The sequence below is a fragment of the Streptomyces sp. NPDC086549 genome, from assembly GCF_044746205.1.
Lineage (GTDB): Bacteria > Actinomycetota > Actinomycetes > Streptomycetales > Streptomycetaceae > Streptomyces.
This window is the reverse complement of the sequence record NZ_JBIVBS010000006.1, coordinates 328,237-347,537: the sequence shown is the minus strand read 5'-3', so window position 1 is coordinate 347,537 and position 19,301 is coordinate 328,237. Positions and strand designations below refer to the sequence as shown.

13 protein-coding genes are annotated in these 19,301 nt (G+C 69.3%); 10 read left to right on the top strand and 3 right to left on the bottom strand.

Going from position 1 to position 19,301, the window contains the following annotated elements; genetic code table 11:
• Nucleotides 1–193: 193 nt before the first annotated feature.
• From metH to ACIPSA_RS21815, 4 genes are all read left to right on the top strand, one after another.
• Entirely contained in the window at nucleotides 194–3,709 is a 3,516-nt protein-coding gene (gene metH / locus ACIPSA_RS21830; RefSeq protein WP_402637448.1) for a methionine synthase, read from the top strand.
• 936 nt (nucleotides 3,710–4,645) lie between these two features.
• Nucleotides 4,646–5,347, top strand: a complete 702-nt coding sequence (locus ACIPSA_RS21825; RefSeq protein ID WP_402637446.1) for an HAD family hydrolase — start codon at nucleotides 4,646–4,648, stop codon at nucleotides 5,345–5,347.
• Between the two features lie 422 nt (nucleotides 5,348–5,769).
• Nucleotides 5,770–7,374, top strand: coding sequence for an ABC transporter substrate-binding protein (locus ACIPSA_RS21820; RefSeq protein WP_402637444.1), 1,605 nt, complete (start codon nucleotides 5,770–5,772; stop codon nucleotides 7,372–7,374).
• A 132-nt stretch (nucleotides 7,375–7,506) separates the two neighbouring features.
• The gene (locus ACIPSA_RS21815; RefSeq protein WP_402637442.1) at nucleotides 7,507–9,087 is read left to right on the top strand and encodes an ABC transporter substrate-binding protein; all 1,581 of its coding nucleotides are present in this window, start codon (nucleotides 7,507–7,509) and stop codon (nucleotides 9,085–9,087) included.
• Nucleotides 9,088–9,156: 69 nt separating this feature from the next.
• On the opposite strand, the gene ACIPSA_RS21810 is transcribed toward ACIPSA_RS21815, so the two are convergent.
• Both ACIPSA_RS21810 and ACIPSA_RS21805 read right to left on the bottom strand, forming a co-directional pair.
• A complete protein-coding gene (locus ACIPSA_RS21810) occupies nucleotides 9,157–9,828 on the bottom strand; it encodes a response regulator (protein WP_402637440.1) in 672 nt (223 codons plus the stop codon).
• Between the two features lie 72 nt (nucleotides 9,829–9,900).
• Nucleotides 9,901–10,863 carry a RecB family exonuclease gene (locus tag ACIPSA_RS21805; protein WP_402637438.1) on the bottom strand — a complete coding sequence of 321 codons (963 nt, stop codon included), beginning with the start codon at nucleotides 10,861–10,863 and terminating at the stop codon, nucleotides 9,901–9,903.
• Nucleotides 10,864–11,040: 177 nt separating this feature from the next.
• On the opposite strand from ACIPSA_RS21805, the gene ACIPSA_RS21800 reads away from it, so the two are divergent.
• From ACIPSA_RS21800 to ACIPSA_RS21790, 3 genes are all read left to right on the top strand, one after another.
• Complete coding sequence (locus ACIPSA_RS21800) at nucleotides 11,041–12,732, top strand: site-2 protease family protein (RefSeq protein ID WP_402637436.1); 1,692 nt, start codon at nucleotides 11,041–11,043, stop codon at nucleotides 12,730–12,732.
• A 282-nt stretch (nucleotides 12,733–13,014) separates the two neighbouring features.
• Nucleotides 13,015–13,917 (top strand): tRNA (adenine-N1)-methyltransferase, encoded by a 903-nt coding sequence (locus ACIPSA_RS21795; protein WP_402637434.1) that lies wholly within the window; start codon nucleotides 13,015–13,017, stop codon nucleotides 13,915–13,917.
• A gap of 239 nt (nucleotides 13,918–14,156) precedes the next feature.
• Complete coding sequence (locus tag ACIPSA_RS21790; RefSeq protein WP_402637432.1) at nucleotides 14,157–14,738, top strand: hypothetical protein; 582 nt, start codon at nucleotides 14,157–14,159, stop codon at nucleotides 14,736–14,738.
• Between the two features lie 92 nt (nucleotides 14,739–14,830).
• Here ACIPSA_RS21790 and ACIPSA_RS21785 read toward each other — a convergent pair whose 3' ends face one another.
• The gene (locus tag ACIPSA_RS21785; RefSeq protein WP_402637430.1) at nucleotides 14,831–15,136 is read right to left on the bottom strand and encodes a ferredoxin; all 306 of its coding nucleotides are present in this window, start codon (nucleotides 15,134–15,136) and stop codon (nucleotides 14,831–14,833) included.
• Nucleotides 15,137–15,379: 243 nt separating this feature from the next.
• Between ACIPSA_RS21785 and arc the strand changes: the two genes are divergently transcribed.
• The 3 genes from arc (at nucleotide 15,380) to ACIPSA_RS21770 (ending at nucleotide 19,299) form a co-directional block, all read left to right on the top strand.
• Nucleotides 15,380–17,146 (top strand): proteasome ATPase, encoded by a 1,767-nt coding sequence (gene arc / locus ACIPSA_RS21780; RefSeq protein ID WP_402637428.1) that lies wholly within the window; start codon nucleotides 15,380–15,382, stop codon nucleotides 17,144–17,146.
• A 233-nt stretch (nucleotides 17,147–17,379) separates the two neighbouring features.
• Nucleotides 17,380–18,891 carry a depupylase/deamidase Dop gene (dop, locus tag ACIPSA_RS21775; protein ID WP_402637426.1) on the top strand — a complete coding sequence of 504 codons (1,512 nt, stop codon included), beginning with the start codon at nucleotides 17,380–17,382 and terminating at the stop codon, nucleotides 18,889–18,891.
• 189 nt (nucleotides 18,892–19,080) lie between these two features.
• Entirely contained in the window at nucleotides 19,081–19,299 is a 219-nt protein-coding gene (locus ACIPSA_RS21770; protein WP_402637424.1) for a ubiquitin-like protein Pup, read from the top strand.
• The last annotated feature ends 2 nt before the right edge of the window (nucleotides 19,300–19,301 follow it).

The window sequence follows — 19,301 nt, the reverse complement described above, 5'->3', positions numbered from 1 at the left end:
CAACCGCCAATGGCCGGTCGGCACCTGTTACATCACAGGTGGCCTGCGCGTGGCAGGAGCGCCACCAATCGTCCGCCTCGTGGACGCCCTGCCCATCCAAGCCCACTCCCGGTTACTCTGACGCCGTGCGCCATCACCGGGCCCGCCCGGGAAACCGCATAGCCGACAGCCGTCGCACTCCAGGGAGCCCTTCATGGCCTCGTCGCCACCGTCCCCTTCCGCCGACAGCCGGACCCGTGCGTCCGCGCTCCGAGAGGCGCTCGCCACCCGAGTGGTGGTCGCCGACGGAGCCATGGGCACCATGCTCCAGGCGCAGGATCCGACCCTCGAGGACTTCGAGAACCTCGAGGGCTGCAACGAGATTCTCAACCTCACCCGCCCCGACATCGTCCGCTCCGTCCACGAGGCGTACTTCGCCGTGGGCGTCGACTGCGTCGAGACCAACACGTTCGGGGCCAACCACTCGGCCATGGCCGAGTACGACATTGCCGACCGCGTCTACGAGCTGTCCGAGGCGGGCGCCCGGATCGCCCGCGAGACGGCCGACGAGTTCGGCGCCCGCGACGGCCGCCAGCGCTGGGTGCTCGGCTCGATCGGACCCGGTACGAAGCTGCCGACCCTCGGCCACATCGGCTACGGCACCCTGCGCGACGGCTTCCAGGCCAACGCCGAGGGCCTGCTCGCCGGCGGCGCGGACGCCCTGATCGTGGAGACCACGCAGGACCTCCTCCAGACGAAGTCGTCCATCCTGGGCGCCCGGCGCGCCATGGAGGCGACCGGCACCGACGTGCCGCTGCTGGTCTCGATGGCCTTCGAGACGACCGGCACCATGCTGCTCGGCTCGGAGATCGGCGCCGCACTGACCGCGCTGGAGCCGCTGGGCATCGACATGATCGGCCTGAACTGCTCGACCGGCCCGGCCGAGATGAGCGAGCACCTGCGCTATCTGGCCCGTCACTCCCGCACCCCGCTGTTGTGCATGCCGAACGCCGGCCTGCCGATCCTCACCAAGGACGGCGCCCACTTCCCGCTCGACCCGAAGGGCCTGGCCGACGCGCAGGACACCTTCGTACGCGACTACGGCCTGAACCTGATCGGCGGCTGCTGCGGCACCACGCCGGAGCACCTGCGGCAGCTCGTGGAGCGGATCCAGGGGGCCACGCCCGTCGAGCGCCACCCCCGGCCCGAGCCCGGCGCCGCCTCCCTCTACCAGACGGTCCCGTTCCGCCAGGACACCTCCTACCTCGCGATCGGCGAGCGCACCAACGCCAACGGCTCCAAGAAGTTCCGCGAGGCCATGCTGGACGCCCGCTGGGACGACTGCGTCGAGATGGCCCGCGAGCAGATCCGGGAGGGCGCGCACCTGCTCGACCTGTGCGTGGACTACGTCGGCCGCGACGGCGTCGCCGACATGGAGGAGCTGGCCGGACGCTTCGCCACCGCCTCCACCCTGCCGATCGTGCTCGACTCCACCGAGGTCGACGTCATCCGGGCCGGTCTGGAGAAGCTCGGCGGCCGCGCGGTGATCAACTCGGTCAACTACGAGGACGGCGACGGCCCCGAGTCCCGCTTCGCGAAGGTCACCCGCCTCGCCCAGGAGCACGGCGCGGCCCTGATCGCGCTGACCATCGACGAGGAGGGCCAGGCCCGCACCCCGGAGAAGAAGGTCGAGATCGCCGAGCGGCTGATCGAGGACCTGACGACGAACTGGGGCATCCTCGAGCCGGACATCCTCATCGACACCCTGACCTTCACCATCTGCACCGGCCAGGAGGAGTCCCGCAAGGACGGCATCGCCACCATCGAGGCGATCCGCGAGCTCAAGCGCCGCCACCCGGACGTGCAGACCACCCTCGGCCTGTCGAACATCTCCTTCGGCCTCAATCCGGCCGCGCGCATCCTGCTCAACTCCGTCTTCCTCGACGAGTGCGTGAAGGCGGGCCTCGACTCGGCGATCGTGCACGCCTCGAAGATCCTGCCGATCGCCCGCTTCGCCGAGGAGGAGGTGCGGACGGCCCTCGACCTGATCTACGACCGCCGCGCCGAGGGCTATGACCCCCTCCAGAAGCTGATGGCCCTGTTCGAGGGCGCCACGGCGAAGTCGCTGAAGGCGGGCAAGGCCGAGGAGCTGGCCGCCCTGCCGCTGGAGGAGCGCCTCAAGCGCCGCATCATCGACGGCGAGCGCAACGGCCTGGAGGCCGACCTCGACCTCGCCCTGGCCGACCGCCCCGCCCTGGACATCGTCAACGACACTCTCCTGGACGGCATGAAGGTCGTCGGCGAGCTGTTCGGCTCCGGCCAGATGCAGCTGCCGTTCGTGCTCCAGTCCGCCGAGGTCATGAAGGCCGCCGTCGCCTACCTCGAACCGCACATGGAGAAGTCGGACGCCGAGGGTAAGGGCACCATCGTGCTCGCCACCGTGCGCGGCGACGTGCACGACATCGGCAAGAACCTCGTCGACATCATCCTGTCCAACAATGGCTACAACGTGGTCAACCTGGGCATCAAGCAGCCGGTCTCCGCGATCCTGGACGCCGCCGAGGAGCACCGGGCCGACGTCATCGGCATGTCCGGGCTCCTGGTCAAGTCCACGGTGATCATGAAGGAGAACCTGGAGGAGCTCAACCAGCGGGGCCTCGCCGCCGACTACCCCGTGATCCTCGGTGGAGCGGCCCTGACCCGGGCCTACGTCGAGCAGGACCTGTACGAGCTCTACGAGGGCGAGGTCCGCTATGCCCGCGACGCGTTCGAGGGTCTGCGCCTCATGGACGCCCTCATCGGCGTCAAGCGCGGTGTGCCCGGGGCGAAGCTGCCCGAGCTCAAGCAGCGCCGGGTCCGTGCGGCGGCCGCGGTCGAGATCGAGGAGCGCCCGGAGGAGGGCCACGTCCGCTCGGACGTGGCCACCGACAACCCGGTACCGGCCCCGCCCTTCTGGGACACCCGGATCGTCAAGGGCATCCCGCTCAAGGAGTACGCGAGCTGGCTGGACGAGGGCGCGCTGTTCAAGGGGCAGTGGGGCCTGAAGCAGGCGCGCACCGGAGAGGGACCGACGTACGAGGACCTCGTCGAGACCGAGGGCCGCCCGCGGCTGCGCGGCCTGCTCGACAGGCTCCAGACCGAGAACCTCCTGGAGGCGGCCGTGGTCTACGGCTACTTCCCCTGCGTCTCCAAGGACGACGACCTCATCATCCTCGACGAGCGGGGCAACGAACGCACCCGCTTCACCTTCCCCCGCCAGCGCCGGGGCCGCCGCCTGTGCCTGGCCGACTTCTTCCGCCCGGAGGAGTCGGGGGAGACGGACGTCGTCGGCCTGCAGGTCGTCACCGTCGGCTCCCGGATCGGCGAGGAGACGGCCAAGCTCTTCGCGTCGGACTCCTACCGCGAATACCTCGAACTGCACGGCCTGTCCGTGCAGCTGGCCGAGGCGCTCGCCGAGTACTGGCACGCCCGCGTCCGCTCCGAACTGGGCTTCGCCGGAGAGGACCCGAGCGAGATCGAGGACATGTTCGCCCTCAGGTACCGGGGCGCCCGCTTCTCCCTCGGCTACGGTGCCTGCCCCGACCTGGAGGACCGCGCCAAGATCGCCGAACTCCTCCGCCCGGAGCGCATCGGCGTCCATCTGTCCGAGGAGTTCCAGCTGCACCCCGAGCAGTCCACGGACGCGATCGTGATCCACCACCCGGAGGCGAAGTACTTCAACGCCCGCTGAGCCCTCCGGGGGTTCGCCAGGGGGTTCGACCCGGCCGGGGACACGCCCCCGGGAGGACCACCCGACCGGGGCGCGCGACGGGGGACCGTTCCCCGGCGGGGGCTGCCCTCGGACTGCCGCCCGACTGAGGGCGTGAGGGCCCGGCCCGGGCGCGATCCTCGGCCGGGGCCTCCTCCGGTGGTGCCTCGGGGCGCACCGGGGATTTGGGGTGAGGGCCTTTCGGTATGGGCTGCGGCCCGGCTCGGCCCGGCTCGGCCCGGCTCGGCCCGGCTCGGCCCGGCTCGGCCCGGCTCGGCTCGGCCCGGTCCGGGTCCGGCGGGGGTTGTTTGTGGTCCGGGTCCGGCGGGGGTTGCTTGTGGCGGGGGGCTGCTTGTGGTCCGGGTCCGACGGGGGCCGCTCGCGGCGCGGGGCTTTCGGCATGGGCCGCGGGTCGGCCTGAGCGTTGGACGGGCGCCTGAACACGGCCGGGCGGCCACCTGGCCACGGCGTTCGGTGCACTCCGTTGGGGTTGGGACGACGGGCCTGGGCGTCCGTGGGGGGCCCGCTCGTCCACGGGGGCTCCTCGTGCGGCCGCGGCAAGGTGGACCGGTCGGGACCGGTCGACGTGACTCGGCCGGGAGCCGGTGCGCCCCCGCGGGGCGGTTCGCGGCCCGCCGAGGGGGTTGTGCGCCCGCCGAGGTGTCCCGTGGCCGGACGAACCCGTCCCGGCGGCGCCACGGCCTCGGCTCCGCGTGAGCGCTCCGTCAGCCCGCTGCCATCTGTCCCCGGGCACACCCGAGGCCTCCCGGTCCGACCGGGGGGTGTTCCTCGTGTTTCCCTCGCGCCCCAGCGCAAAACCAGGCGTTTCACCAGCGGGAGTCGTACACTGGTCGATCCACCGCAGGCCGGTTCCCCGCTGGGAACCGGCCTGATCGTCCCTCAAGGAGGTGCGCCCGGATGACCAGTACGGTCCCCGCGCCAGGAACCCGTACGGCCGAAGGCTCAGCCCTGCAGGCCGTGCTCCTCGACATGGACGGCACCCTGGTGGACACCGAGGGCTTCTGGTGGGACGTCGAGGTCGAGATCTTCGCGGGCCTCGGCCACGCCCTCGACGACTCCTGGCGCCACGTCGTGGTCGGCGGCCCCATGACCCGAAGCGCGGGCTTCCTCATCGAGGCCACCGGCGCCGACATCACCCTCGCCGAGCTCACCGTGCTCCTCAACGACGGTTTCGAGAACCGCATCGGCCGCGCCCTGCCCCTGATGCCCGGCGCCGCCAGGCTGCTCGCCGAGCTCTATGAGCACGAGATCCCCACGGCCCTGGTCTCCGCCTCGCACCGGCGCATCATCGACCGCGTTCTGACCTCCCTGGGCCCCCAGCACTTCGCCCTGTCCATCGCCGGCGACGAGGTGTCCCGCACCAAGCCGTACCCGGACCCGTATCTGCTCGCCGCCGCCGGACTGGGCGTCGACCCGGTCAGATGCGCGGTCGTGGAGGACACGGCGACCGGTGTCGCGGCGGCCGAGGCCGCGGGCTGCCAGGTGGTCGCGGTGCCGTCCGTGGCCCCCATCGCCCCGGCCGTCCGGCGCACCGTCGTGACCTCTCTCGAAGAGGTCGACCTCGCATTTCTGCGCGGTCTGATGACGGAAATGCGCTAGCCGTTCACCCAGCGTACAAAATCCATTGGGGAAGATCTCCCGCTGATCACCCGAGGGAATTCGAAGCGGGTCGGTCGCCCGAATTCAGGCACCGCCCAACCGAGTTGATGGTGTGACGTTCGCCACTCCCCGGGGGCTCGACATCGATGTCGAGGTGTGCCGGGCACCCCTGATCGGGGGGAAAGCGCGTGCCCTTGTGTCCCGATTGGTGGAACGCTGCACTAATCCTGCCTCTGTCGGGTTTTCGGTGTGTCCGCACCCGGTTTCACTCTGTGATGGGAACTCAACTCCGGGGGTTGTGAACGCCCATGCTGGTGCGGACTAATCTCGTCGCGAGAACATCGCCGTTACCCCCGTGATCCGCAGCGATACCCCCTGCATGCCGGGTACACGGACCCGAACAGCTCTGGAGAACTTCGAGCATGAACCGCAAGCATTTGGTGCTGCCGGCCGTGGCCGGCCTGCTCACGCCGGTTCTCGCCGCGTGCGGCGGATCCGACAGCGGGAGCAAGAGCGGCGACGCGATCGTCGTCGGCACCACGGACCGGTTCACCGCCACCAAGGACGCTCCGGCGCCGCTCGACCCCGCCTACGCCTATGACGTCGGCAGCTGGAACATCCTGCGCCAGACCGTGCAGACCCTGATGATCCAGCCCAAGGGCGAGGGCGACCCGGTGCCCGAGGCCGCCGAGAGCTGCGGCTTCACCGACAGCGGCAATGAACGCTACGCCTGCAAGCTCCGCGACGGCCTGAAGTTCGCCAACGGCGACGCCGTCACCGCCGAGGACGTGAAGTACTCCATCGAGCGGGCGCTGCGCATCAAGGCCGACAGCCAGGTGTTCGCCCTGATGTCCGACATCGACACCATCGAGACCCAGGGCGACCGAGAGGTGATCTTCCACCTCAAGTCCGCCGACGCCACCTTCCCGTACAAGCTGTCCACTCCGGTCGCGGGCATCATCAACCCCGACGACTACGAGAAGGACAAGCTGCGCGACGGCTTCGACGTCGACGGCTCCGGCCCCTACACCGTCCAGACCGACGTCAAGAACGACTCGATCGTCACCGCCACCTTCAGCAAGAACCCCAACTACAAGGGGAGCCTGCAGGTGAGCAACGACAAGGTCGTGATGCGCTCCTTCGACGACGCGGACGCCATGAGCGCCGCCATCGACAAGGGTGACATCGATGTGATGACCCGCACGATGTCGCCGGCGCAGATCAAGAAGCTCGACACCGGCACCGACGAGAACGTCGACCTCGTCGAGATGGCGGGCCTGGAAATCCGCTACCTCGCCTTCAACACCAACGCGCCCACGGTGAAGACCAAGGCCGTCCGCCAGGCGATCGCCCAGGTCATCAACCGCGGCGAGCTGGTCTCCAAGGTGTACGGCTCCCAGGCCGAGCCGCTGTACTCGCTGGTCCCGGCGACCATCACCGGTCACTCCAACTCGTTCTTCAACAAGTACGGCGACCCCAACACGGTCAAGGCCAAGGCGCTGCTGGCGCAGGCCGGCATCACCGCCCCGGTGAAGCTGACCCTGCACTACACCACCGACCACTACGGTCCGGCCACCAAGCAGGAGTTCGAGGTCCTGCAGAAGCAGCTCAACAACAGCGGCCTGTTCGACGTCACCGTCAAGGGCACGCCCTGGTCGACCTACCAGACCGCCTCGCGGAAGGGCTCGTACGACGTCTGGGGCATGGGCTGGTTCCCCGACTTCCCGGACGCCGACAACTACATCGCGCCGTTCCTCGACAAGGACAACTTCCTCGGCTCGCCGTACGTCAACGCCAAGATCCGCAACATCCTGATCCCGGAGTCCCGCCGCGAGGCCGACCGGCTGAGCGCCTCCAAGAGCCTCACGACCATCCAGGACGACGTCGCCGACGACGTTCCCGTACTGCCGCTGTGGCAGGGCAAGCAGTACGTCGCCGCACGGGACGACATCACGGGCGCCGCCTACGCCATCAACTCCTCCTCGACGCTTCAGCTGTGGGAGCTCAGCCGCGGCTCGGGAAGCTGACGGCCGACGGCCCCTCAGGTGCCGGTCGCCGAAGCTCCGTTCACGGACGGGCGGTAGGGTAATCGGGTTTGTGCCTCGGAACGCGGGAACGGCGACTCCGGGGTGACGAGACCGACGACAAGGCACACCTACGTGAACAAGCGCAACCAGTGGCCAGTCCTGCCCATCGTGGCGGGGCTGGCCTCCGGTCTGTTGACCGGCTGTGGCTCGGAGACCGGTGACTCGGGGGGTACCGGCTCCTCCGTGGTGATGGGGATGTCCGACGACGTCCTCTCCACGGACCCCGCCTCCGGTTACGACCCCGGCTCCTGGCTGTTGTTCAACAACGTCTTCCAATCGCTGCTGAGCTTCCCCAAGGGAGGGACCGAGCCCCAGCCGGAGGTGGCGAAGCAGTGCTCCTTCACCGACACCCACGCCACGGTCTACCGGTGCACGCTCCAGGACGGCGTCAAGTTCAGCAACGGTGACCCGCTCACCTCGCAGGACGTGAAGTTCTCCTTCGACCGCACGCTGAAGATCAACGACGCGGCCGGACCTGCGATCATGTTCCCGATGCTCGATCGGGTCGAGACCCCGGACGAGAAGACCGTCGTCTTCCGGCTGAAGGTCCCCGACGCCACCTTCCCCAGCAAGATCGCCTCCGGCGCGGGCTCCATCGTCGACCACCGGCAGTACGACGCGGGCAGCCTCCGCAAGGACGACAAGGCCGTCGGTTCCGGCCCCTACAAACTGGACTCCTTCGGCGACGACGAGGCAGTCTTCTCGCCGAACCCCGACTACAAGGGCACCGCCAAGGTCAAGAACTCCGGCGTCACCGTCAAGTTCTTCCACGGCGACCAGGCCGCCCTGAAGAAGGCCCTCCTCGACGGCAAGATCGACATCGCCTATCGAGGCCTCTCCGCAGGCGACATCTCCGACATCGACCGGCAGGACGACAGCAAGGGCGTCGAGGTCATCGAAGGCAGCAGCGCCGAAGTCCAGCACCTGGTCTTCAACATGCACGACCCGGTCGCCGGAAAGCTCGGCGTCCGCAAGGCCATGGCCTACCTGATCGATCGCGACGCCCTGATCAAGAACGTCTACCAGGACACCGCCACCCCGCTGTACTCGATCATCCCGGCCGGCATCGCGGGCCACAACACCGCCTTCTTCGACACCTACGGCGCCCGCCCCTCCAAGGACAAGGCCGCCGCCGCCCTCCGCGCCGACGGGATCACCGGCAAGGTGAAGCTCACCCTCTGGTCCACCCCCTCCCGCTACGGCCCCGCGACCGACCAGGAGCTGAAGGCCATCGCCGCCCAGCTCAACGCCAGCGGACTGTTCACCGCGGACGTCGAGTCCGTCGCCTTCGGCCAGTACGAGAAGGACATCGCCAAGGGCAAGTACGGCGTGTACGTGAAGGGCTGGGTGCCCGACTACCCGGACGCCGACAACTTCACGGCCCCCTTCTTCGGCAAGGGCAACGTGCTGGACAACAACTACAGCAACGCCACCATCACCGGCTCGCTCATCCCCAGCACAGCGGCGCAGAGCGACCGCTCCGCCACCGACCAGGACTTCGGCCGGCTCCAGGACATCGTCGCCGACGAACTCCCCGTCCTCCCCGTCTGGCAGGCCAAGCAGTACGCCGTCTCCCGCGACGGCGTCTACGGCCTGGAGTACTGCCTCGACGCCTCGACCGTGTTCCGCTTCTGGGAACTCAGCAAGGGCTGACCACGGCCGGCACACACCGAGGGCGCCCTCTCCACCGAGAGGGCGCCCTCGCCGTACGACCTCCGCGCGCTACTGCGCGCCGGGACGCACCAACCCGCTCTCGTACGCGTACACCGCCGCCTGCACCCGGTCCCGCAGACCCAGCTTGGTCAGCACATGCCCGACGTGCGTCTTCACGGTCGTCTCGCTGACGAACAGGTCCGCGGCGATCTCGGCGTTCGACAGCCCGCGCGCCACCAGCTTCAGCACCTCGACCTCGCGGTCGGTGAGCGTGTGCAGCGTGTCCGGCACCGGCTCGTCACCCGAAGGCAGATGCGTGGCGTACTTGTCCAGCAGCCGCCGCGTGATGCTCGGCGCCAGCATGGCCTCACCGGCGGCCACCACCCGGATCGCCTGCACGAGCTCATTGGCGGGCGCGTCCTTCAGCAGAAATCCGCTGGCCCCGGCCCGCAACGCCTCCACCACATACTCGTCCAGGTCGAAGGTCGTCAGCACCAGCACCTTCGCCGGCCCGTCCCGGCCCGGCCCGGTGATCTGCCGAGTCGCCTCCACACCGTCCATCCGCGGCATACGGATGTCCATCAGAACCACATCGGGCTGCAGGGCCCGCACCTGGTCGAGCGCCTGAAGGCCGTCTCCGGCCTCACCGACGACCGCGATGTCCTGCTCGGCCTCCAGGATCATCCGGAAGCCCGTACGCAGCAGCGGCTGGTCGTCGACCAATAGGATGCGGATGGCCACGTAAGTCTCCTTCGCTAGTCCGGCCCCATTCTGCCCTGCGCCTTGGCCCTGGTCCGCCTGCGGGGCGCCGGGTCACAGGTCACCGGACCCGGCGGCCCTCACCGGCAACGGGTACGGCGGGGGAGTGCCCCCGAACTCCGGACAGTGCGCCTGGTGATCGCACCAGCCGCACAGCTTCGTCGGGCGCGGTCGCCACTCACCCGTCTCGGTGGCCTGTCGAATCGCCTCCCACAGCGCCAGCAGCTTCCGCTCGACCCGCTCCAGGTCGGCGAGGACCGGGTCGTACGTCAGCACGTCACCACTGCCCAGATAGACGAGCTGCAGCCGCCGGGGGATCACCTTCTTCAGCCGCCACACGACCAGGGCGTAGAACTTCATCTGGAACAGCGCGCCCTCGGCATACTCCGGCCGGGGTGCCTTACCGGTCTTGTAGTCGACGATCCGCACCTCGCCGGTCGGCGCCACATCGACCCGGTCGATGATCCCGCGCAGCCGCAGCCCCGACTCCAGCTCGGCCTCCACGAACAGCTCCCGCTCGGCGGGCTCCAGCCGGGCCGGATCCTCGAGCGTGAACCACCGCTCCACCAGCCGCTCCGCCTCACTCAGCCAGCGCGCCAGCCGCTCGCCCTCCGGATCGTCCGCGAACAACTCCACGACCTCGGGCTTCGTCTCCCGCAGCCGGTCCCACTGGCCCGGGATCAGCGACTTCGCCCGGGGCGCGGTCCGCTCGGCGGCGGGCGCGTCGAAGAGCCGTTCCAGGACCGCGTGCACCAGGGTCCCCCTGGTCGCCGCCTCGCTCGGCTTCTCCGGCAGCCGGTCGATCACCCGGAACCGGTACAACAGCGGGCACTGCATGAAGTCACTCGCCCGCGACGGCGACAGAGAGGCAGGCGCCTTGGTGACGGGCCGGGCAGCGGCCGCCGCCGCGTCCTCGGCCGCCGCCGCGTCCTCGGCCGCCGCCGCGTCCTCGGCCGCCGCCACCGGCTCGGCCATGACCGGCGAAACCGCCTCTGCGCCCTCGATGCTGCTGTCCATGACCACAGACCATACGACCCACCACTGACAGTCACCCAGCCGCGGGCCTCGCCCCCGCACGACGGCGGGGCAAACACGGGGGGTGCCGGGGCGGAACGCTCCCCGACGGCCGCATACCATCGACACCAGACCCTTCCGCCCGGCTGGCGCGGAAGACGCTTCGAACGAGGGGACACCGTGGACGTGAGCGGCGGAAGCGGGCAGCCGCGGTCCGGCAACGACAGGCCGACCGAGCACCCCGCAGGTCCTACGGCCCCGGTCACCCGGCACCCCGGGCCGCAACACGACGACGCCCCCGACACCACCGCCTCCGGCGGACCGGCCGAGGAAACACCGGACTCCGGCACCACGACCGACGCCGAGCCGAACCCGGCCCCCCAGGCACCCGCCGGCAACGATCGAACCGACACCCCCACGGCGCCTTCCGAGAAGAGCGGGACGGCCGACCGCTCCCCGGCCCCCTCCGCCGAGCACGGGCCGCCGGAGCCGGACACCGAGCCCCGCAGCGCGGACAGGGACGCCGCAGTCGGCACACCCGCGCAGCCCGCACCCGGCAAGCACCCGGAACCCGCCCGTACCGCCGCGACCGCCCACCACCCCCACACCTCCCACCAGCCCGGCCCCGACGGCAGTCACGAACCCGCCGCCGACCACGCCGCCCGCACCCACGCCCACTCCGGCATCGCCAAGGGGCGCCCGCCCCAGCGGCGCAAGGAACCGGGCGGCGGGATCCTCATGGGCCGGCCCTTCGGAGTGCCCGTGTACGTGGCACCCAGCTGGTTCCTCGTCGCCGCGCTGATCACCTGGGTGTTCGGCGGACAACTCGACCGCGTGCTCCCGGAACTCGGCGCCGCCCGCTACCTCGTCTCCCTCTTCTTCGCAGTCGCCTTCTACGCCTCCGTCCTGATCCACGAACTCGCCCACACCGTCGCCGCCATCCGCTTCAAGCTCCCGGTCCGCCGCATCCAGCTCCAGTTCTTCGGCGGTGTCTCCGAGATCGAGAAGGAGGCCGAAACACCCGGGCGCGAATTCGTGCTGGCCTTCGTCGGCCCGCTGCTCTCCCTCGTGCTCGCCGGGCTCTTCTACCTCGCCATGCAGCCCGTGGAACCCGGCACCGTCCCCGGCGTCCTGCTCGCCGGCCTGATGGTCTCCAACCTCATCGTCGCCGCCTTCAACCTCCTGCCGGGCCTCCCCCTCGACGGCGGCCGCATGCTCCGCGCAGTCGTCTGGAAGATCACCGGCAAGCCCATGAGCGGCACCGTCGCCGCCGCCTGGGTCGGCCGCGCCCTCGCCCTCTCCGTCCTGATCGGTCTCCCCCTCCTCAACCAGTCCGGCGCCCTCGGCTCCGGCAACGAGGAGATCAACGGCATGGACACCGTCACCGACGCCCTGCTCGCCGCCATCCTCGCCGCGATCATCTGGACCGGCGCCGGCAACAGCATCCGCATGGCCCGCCTCCGTGAACACCTCCCGGAACTCCGCGCCCGCACCCTCACCCGCCGAGCGGTCCCCGTCCAGACCGACACCCCCCTCTCCGAGGCCCTGCGCCGCGCCAACACCGCCGGCGCCCGCGCCCTCGTCGTCGTCGACGCCGACGGCAACCCCCTCTCCCTCGTCCGCGAGGCCGCCATCGTCGGCGTACCCGAACACCGCCGGCCCTGGGTCACCGTCAGCGACCTCGCCCAGGAGCTCACCGACGGCATGCGCGTCTCCGCGGAACTGGCCGGCGAGGAACTCCTCGACGTCCTGCGCGCCACCCCGGCCACCGAATACCTGGTGGTCGAGGAGACCGGGGAGATCTACGGCGTGCTCTCCGCCGCCGACGTCGAGCGCGCCTTCGTCAAGGCCATGGCCCGCCCCACCTCCTAGGGCCTGTCCGGCGGATCAGGTCGCAGGAAAGCAACGGCGCCGTATCAGCCCAGGTGAGCGGGGTCTGGTGCGTCCAGCTGCAAGGCGGAGGAGGGCGTCGACGCGATGGGGGTCCCCCCGCGCGAGCGCAGCCGAGCGTGGGGGAGTCGGCAACCGACGACAACGCCGCAGATGGGCGTGCCAGACCCCGTGTCTGCGGCATGATCCGCCGGACAGGCCCTCGGGCCCTCCGGCCGCCCTCCCGTGGTCGGCGCCCCCCGGAAACGCCGGTAGGCTGTTCACATGTCCGAACCGACCGGTGCCGCCCGCAGGCGCGGGCCCTTCAAGGTCGGGGACCAGGTACAGCTGACCGACCCCAAGGGCCGCCACTACACGTTCACGCTCGAAGCCGGGAAGAACTTCCACACCCACAAGGGGTCCTTCCCGCACGACGAACTGATCGGCGCTCCCGAGGGCAGCGTTGTCCGCACCACCGGAAACGTCGCCTACCTCGCGCTGCGCCCCCTGCTCCCCGACTACGTCCTGTCCATGCCCCGCGGGGCAGCCGTCGTCTACCCCAAGGACGCGGGGCAGATCCTCGCCTTCGCTGACATCTTCCCCGGCGCCCGCGTCGTCGAGGCCGGCGTCGGCTCCGGCTCGCTCAGCAGCTTCCTGCTGCGCGCCATCGGCGACCAGGGCATGCTGCACTCCTACGAGCGCCGCGAGGACTTCGCCGAGATCGCGCAGCAGAACGTCGAGCGCTACTTCGGCGGCCCGCACCCGGCCTGGCGGCTCACGGTCGGCGACCTCCAGGACAACCTGTCCGACACCGACGTCGACCGAGTCATCCTCGACATGCTCGCCCCCTGGGAATGCCTGGAGGCCGTCTCCAAGGCACTCGTGCCCGGCGGCATCCTGTGCTGCTACGTCGCCACCACCACCCAGCTCGCCCGGACCGTCGAGTCCATCCGCGAGATCGGCTGCTTCAACGAGCCGACCTCCTGGGAGACGATGATCCGCAACTGGCACATCGAGGGCCTGGCCGTCCGCCCTGACCACCGGATGATCGGTCACACCGGCTTCCTCCTCACCGCCCGCCGCCTCGCCGACGGCGTCGAGCCGCCCATGCGCCGCCGCCGCCCCGCCAAGGGCGCCTACGGCGAGGACTACGCCGGCCCCAACGCCGACGGAGGCGCCGGCCGCTGAGCCGCCCCCTTTGTCGCCCTTGCTCCACCAACGCACAGGCGCCGTGACCGAGTTCCCGGAACCCTTCCGGAACTCCGCCACGGCGCTCGCGCGTTGACAGGGCACCAGGAGCCGTAAGCCTGCCCGGGCCCGCAGGCCCATCGCCTGCGGAAATCACGGACCCTGCCGTTCCCCCGCACTGTGACGTGTGGCACCATGCTGGCCACCCCCCGGCACAGCCACCGCAGGAGACACTCCTAGTGCAGCAATCCGCCGTCCCGGAACTGGCACACACGCACACCCGCCCCATCCATTGGGTCGCCACCGCAACCGCTGTCGCCGGCGTCGTGGCCTTCTCCTCCGTCCTGCAGCCCGGCTCGGCCAAGGCCGCCCAGCCCGCCCCCGGCACCGATGCGAAGACCGCCCCCGCGACCGCCGCACCACCCGACACCGAAGGCGTCGACTTCCCCCTGGAATGCGGTCCGGTGAAGGTCAAGGTCCAGAAGAAGGCCACCGGAGACCTCGACGGCGACGGCCGGCCCGAAACGGTCGCAGTGGTGCACTGCGACGCCCCCATGGGTACCCCGCCCGACGGCGTCTACGTCCTCACCCAGGCCGCCGGCGCCGAACAGCCCCGCGTCGTCGCCACCCTGGTCGACCCCAAGGACCGGCTCACCGTCACCGACTTCACCGTCCGCGCCGGAGCCGTCACCGCGACCCTCCTCGGCTACTCCACGGCCGACGTGCCCAGTTGCTGCCCCGACGTGAAGACCGCGGCCAAGTGGCAGTGGAAGGGCGGTGCGTTCGTCCGCTCCACGCCCGTCGGCGCCCGCAGCGTGTGAGCCCCGGCACACGACCCGGACATACGAAACACGCCCTGGGAACCCAGGGCGTGTGAGAAATCAGACAATGTTCACGGCGAGTGTCCGGAACGTCACTCCGCGTCGGGCCCGTACACCTCGGCCCTGTCCGAAACCCGACGCACATGAATGCACTCACCGGGGCACTCCCGCACCGAGTCCACCACATCCGTCAGAAGCGGCAACGGCACCGGTGCGACTGCCCCCTTGGCCTGCAACAGCTCGTCGTCCGCGCCCTTCACATAAGCCAGCCCGTCGATGTCCAGCTCGAACACCTCCGGCGCGTACTGGGCACAGATCCCGTCCCCCGTACACAGGTCCTGGTCAATCCAGACCTCCAGCGCCTCACCGCCGGCCAAGGTCTCCTGCTGCACGGTCATCTCTCCTGCCGTATCTGCGCCGAGCCGACGGGAATCCGGCCAGCTCTGACGGGTGTTGAACCCTGTGAGCCTACCTCCGGCGGCTTCCCAATCATGTTCGGTGGGTATTCCCCTGGCGTGAGGGAGAGCGCAAGGGTGAAGATCGGACACTCCTTGACAGTCTTTGTGATCTAGGGGTTTCAATCGACACCCACCCAGGTAGGGTCTGGAAGCGTCCAGCTCCCCTTGGAGGAGGTGAGGACCGTGGCAGCCCACGACGACGACATGAACCGCGGCATCCGCCCGGGACGAGGGTCCGACGACCCGGCCGGGCAGATTGCCTACCTTGAGCAGGAGATCGCCGTCCTGCGACGCAAGCTCGCCGACTCTCCGCGACACACGAGGATTCTCGAAGAGCGGATCGTCGAGCTGCAGACGAACCTGGCCGGCGTGTCCGCCCAGAACGAGCGACTCGCCAACACGCTCCGCGAGGCCCGAGACCAGATCGTGGCCCTCAAGGAAGAGGTCGACAGGCTCGCGCAGCCACCGGCCGGCTTCGGCGTCTTCCTGACGGCGAACGAGGACGGCACGGCCGACATCTTCACCGGCGGCCGCAAGCTCCGGGTGAACGTCAGCCCCAGCGTCGACCTCGACGACCTCAGGCGCGGCCAGGAAGTCATGCTCAACGAGGCGCTCAACGTGGTCGAGGCCATGGAGTACGAGCGCGTCGGGGACATCGTCACCCTCAAGGAGATCCTTGAGGACGGCGAGCGCGCCCTGGTGCTCGGGCACACCGACGAGGAACGGGTGGTACGGCTCGCCGAGCCGCTGCTGGACGTCACCATCCGCCCCGGCGACGCTCTCCTGCTCGAACCCCGCTCCGGCTACGTCTACGAGATCGTCCCCAAGAGCGAGGTCGAGGAACTCGTCCTCGAAGAGGTCCCCGACATCGGCTACGAGCAGATCGGCGGCCTCGGCGGCCAGATCGAGGCCATCCGCGACGCGGTCGAGCTCCCGTACCTCTACCCCGACCTGTTCAAGGAGCACGAGCTGCGGCCGCCCAAGGGCGTCCTGCTCTACGGCCCCCCCGGATGCGGCAAGACGCTCATCGCCAAGGCCGTGGCCAATTCTCTGGCCAAGAAGGTCGCCGAGGTGACCGGCCAGGCCGCCGGCAAGAGCTTCTTCCTCAACATCAAGGGCCCCGAGCTCCTGAACAAGTACGTCGGCGAGACCGAGCGGCAGATCCGCCTCGTCTTCCAGCGCGCACGGGAGAAGGCCAGCGAGGGCACCCCCGTCATCGTCTTCTTCGACGAGATGGAATCCCTCTTCCGCACCCGAGGCTCCGGCGTCAGCTCGGACGTGGAGAACACCATCGTCCCCCAGCTGCTCGCCGAGATCGACGGTGTCGAAGGCCTGCAGAACGTGGTCGTCATCGGTGCCTCCAACCGCGAGGACATGATCGACCCCGCCATCCTGCGCCCCGGCCGCCTCGACGTGAAGATCAAGATCGAGCGTCCGGACGCCGAAGCGGCCAAGGACATCTTCGGGAAGTACCTCACCGAGCGCCTCCCGCTCCACTCGGACGACCTCGGCGAACACGGCGGCGACAAGTCCGTCACGGTCCAGAGCATGATCCAGACCGCGGTCGAGCACATGTACGCCGAAACCGAGGAAAACCGCTTCCTGGAGGTCACCTACGCCAATGGCGACAAGGAAGTCCTCTACTTCAAGGACTTCAACTCCGGCGCCATGATCGAAAACATTGTCGGGCGCGCCAAGAAAATGGCGATCAAGGAATTCCTCGAACACAACCAGAAGGGTCTCCGCGTCTCCCACCTGCTCCAGGCATGCGTGGACGAGTTCAAGGAGAACGAGGACCTGCCCAACACCACCAACCCCGACGACTGGGCCCGGATCTCCGGAAAGAAGGGCGAACGGATCGTCTACATCCGTACCCTCATCACCGGAAAGCAGGGCGCGGACACCGGACGCTCCATCGACACGGTGGCGAACACCGGCCAGTACCTGTAAAAGGCAGGGCGGCTGCGGGTGCCCCCACCGGGTACCCGCAGCCGTCTGTTTTTCAGGCCACGGCTGGAGCACGCAATGACGCAAATGATCTCCCCACCAGCGCAAAGGCGTTCTAGGCTCTTTCCTACCGCCGAGTCGCGCAGTGCGGGGACGGGCACCGCACACGCACCGGAGCGCCAGCGGTACTTGAGCGGCGTCCACGACCGAGGGTGCCGCCGGGCAAGGAGGGCCGCATGACCGTACGGCGAGTAATGGGCATCGAGACGGAGTACGGGATCTCCGTCCCCGGCCACCCCAACGCCAATGCCATGCTCACCTCATCCCAGATCGTCAACGCCTACGCGGCGGCGATGCACCGGGCCCGCCGGGCCCGCTGGGACTTCGAGGAAGAGAACCCGCTGCGGGACGCCCGAGGCTTCGACCTCGCCCGCGAGGCCGCCGACGCCAGCCAGCTCACCGACGAGGACATCGGCCTCGCCAACGTGATCCTCACCAACGGCGCCCGCCTCTACGTCGACCACGCACACCCCGAATACAGCGCCCCCGAGGTCACCAATCCCCGCGACGCCGTCCTCTGGGACAAGGCCGGCGAACGGATCATGGCAGAGGCCGCCGAACGTGCCGCCCAGCTCCCCGGCGCCCAGCCCATCCACCTCTACAAGAACAACACCGACAACAAGGGCGCCTCCTACGGCACGCACGAGAACTACCTGATGAAGCGGGAGACCCCCTTCTCGGACATCGTGCGCCACCTCACCCCCTTCTTCGTCTCCCGCCAGGTCGTCACCGGCGCCGGCCGCGTCGGCATCGGCCAGGACGGCCACGAACACGGCTTCCAGCTCAGCCAGCGCGCCGACTACTTCGAGGTCGAGGTCGGCCTCGAGACGACCCTCAAGCGCCCGATCATCAACACCCGCGACGAACCCCACGCCGACGCCGAGAAGTACCGCCGACTCCACGTGATCATCGGCGACGCGAACCTGTCGGAGATCTCGACCTACCTGAAACTGGGCACGACGGCCCTGGTCCTGTCCATGATCGAGGACGGCTTCATCGCGGTCGACCTGGCTGTCGACCAGCCCGTACGGACTCTGCACCAGGTGTCGCACGATCCGACACTGAAGCGCCTGGTCACACTCCGCAGCGGCCGGACACTCACCGCGGTCCAACTGCAGATGGAGTACTTCGAGCTGTCCCGCAAGTACGTCGAAGAACGCTTTGGAGCCGACGCCGACGCACAGACCAAGGACGTCCTCAGCCGCTGGGAAGACACCCTGAACCGCCTGGAGAACGACCCCATGAGCCTGGCGGGGGAGCTGGACTGGGTGGCCAAGCGGGAGCTCATGGAGGGCTACCGCCGCCGCGACGGCCTCGACTGGGACGCCGCCCGGCTGCACCTCGTCGACCTCCAGTACGCCGACGTACGGGCCGAGAAGGGCCTCTACAACCGCCTGGTGGCCCGCGGACGCATGAAGCGGCTCCTGGACGAGACCGAGGTCGACCGGGCCCGTACGAAGCCGCCGGAGGACACTCGCGCCTACTTCCGCGGCCGCTGCCTGGAGCAGTACGCCGACGACGTCGCCGCGGCCTCCTGGGACTCGGTCATCTTCGACCTCCCGGGCCGCGACAGCCTCCAGCGCGTCCCAACCCTCGAACCGCTTCGCGGAACGCGAAATCACGTCAAGGAGCTCCTGGACCGCTGCCGCACGGCAGAAGACCTGGTCAGGGTCCTCTCGGGCAACTGAGAAAGTACTCGGACCGCATTGGGCGCCCGGGGTGGAAATCCCGGCGCCCGGGAATCATCGAGGTGGCCCCCGCACGTTGGACAAACTGCGGGGCCGATGTCGGACCCGGCTTGTAGGGTCTGATCATCACCGATCGGCAGGAATGCCGACCTGTCGACCATGTCGGGCGAACTGAGCGGGGTGAGGGTTATGGCGACCAAGGACACCGGCGGCGGCCAGCAGAAGGCGACGCGCTCCACGGAGGAGGCCGAGGAGCAGGTGCAGGATGCGCAGGCTTCGGATGACCTCAAGGAGCGGCACGAGAAGCTGAGCGATGACGTGGACTCCGTCCTGGATGAAATCGATGATGTGCTCGAAGAGAACGCAGAGGACTTCGTGCGGTCCTTCGTTCAGAAGGGCGGCCAGTAAGC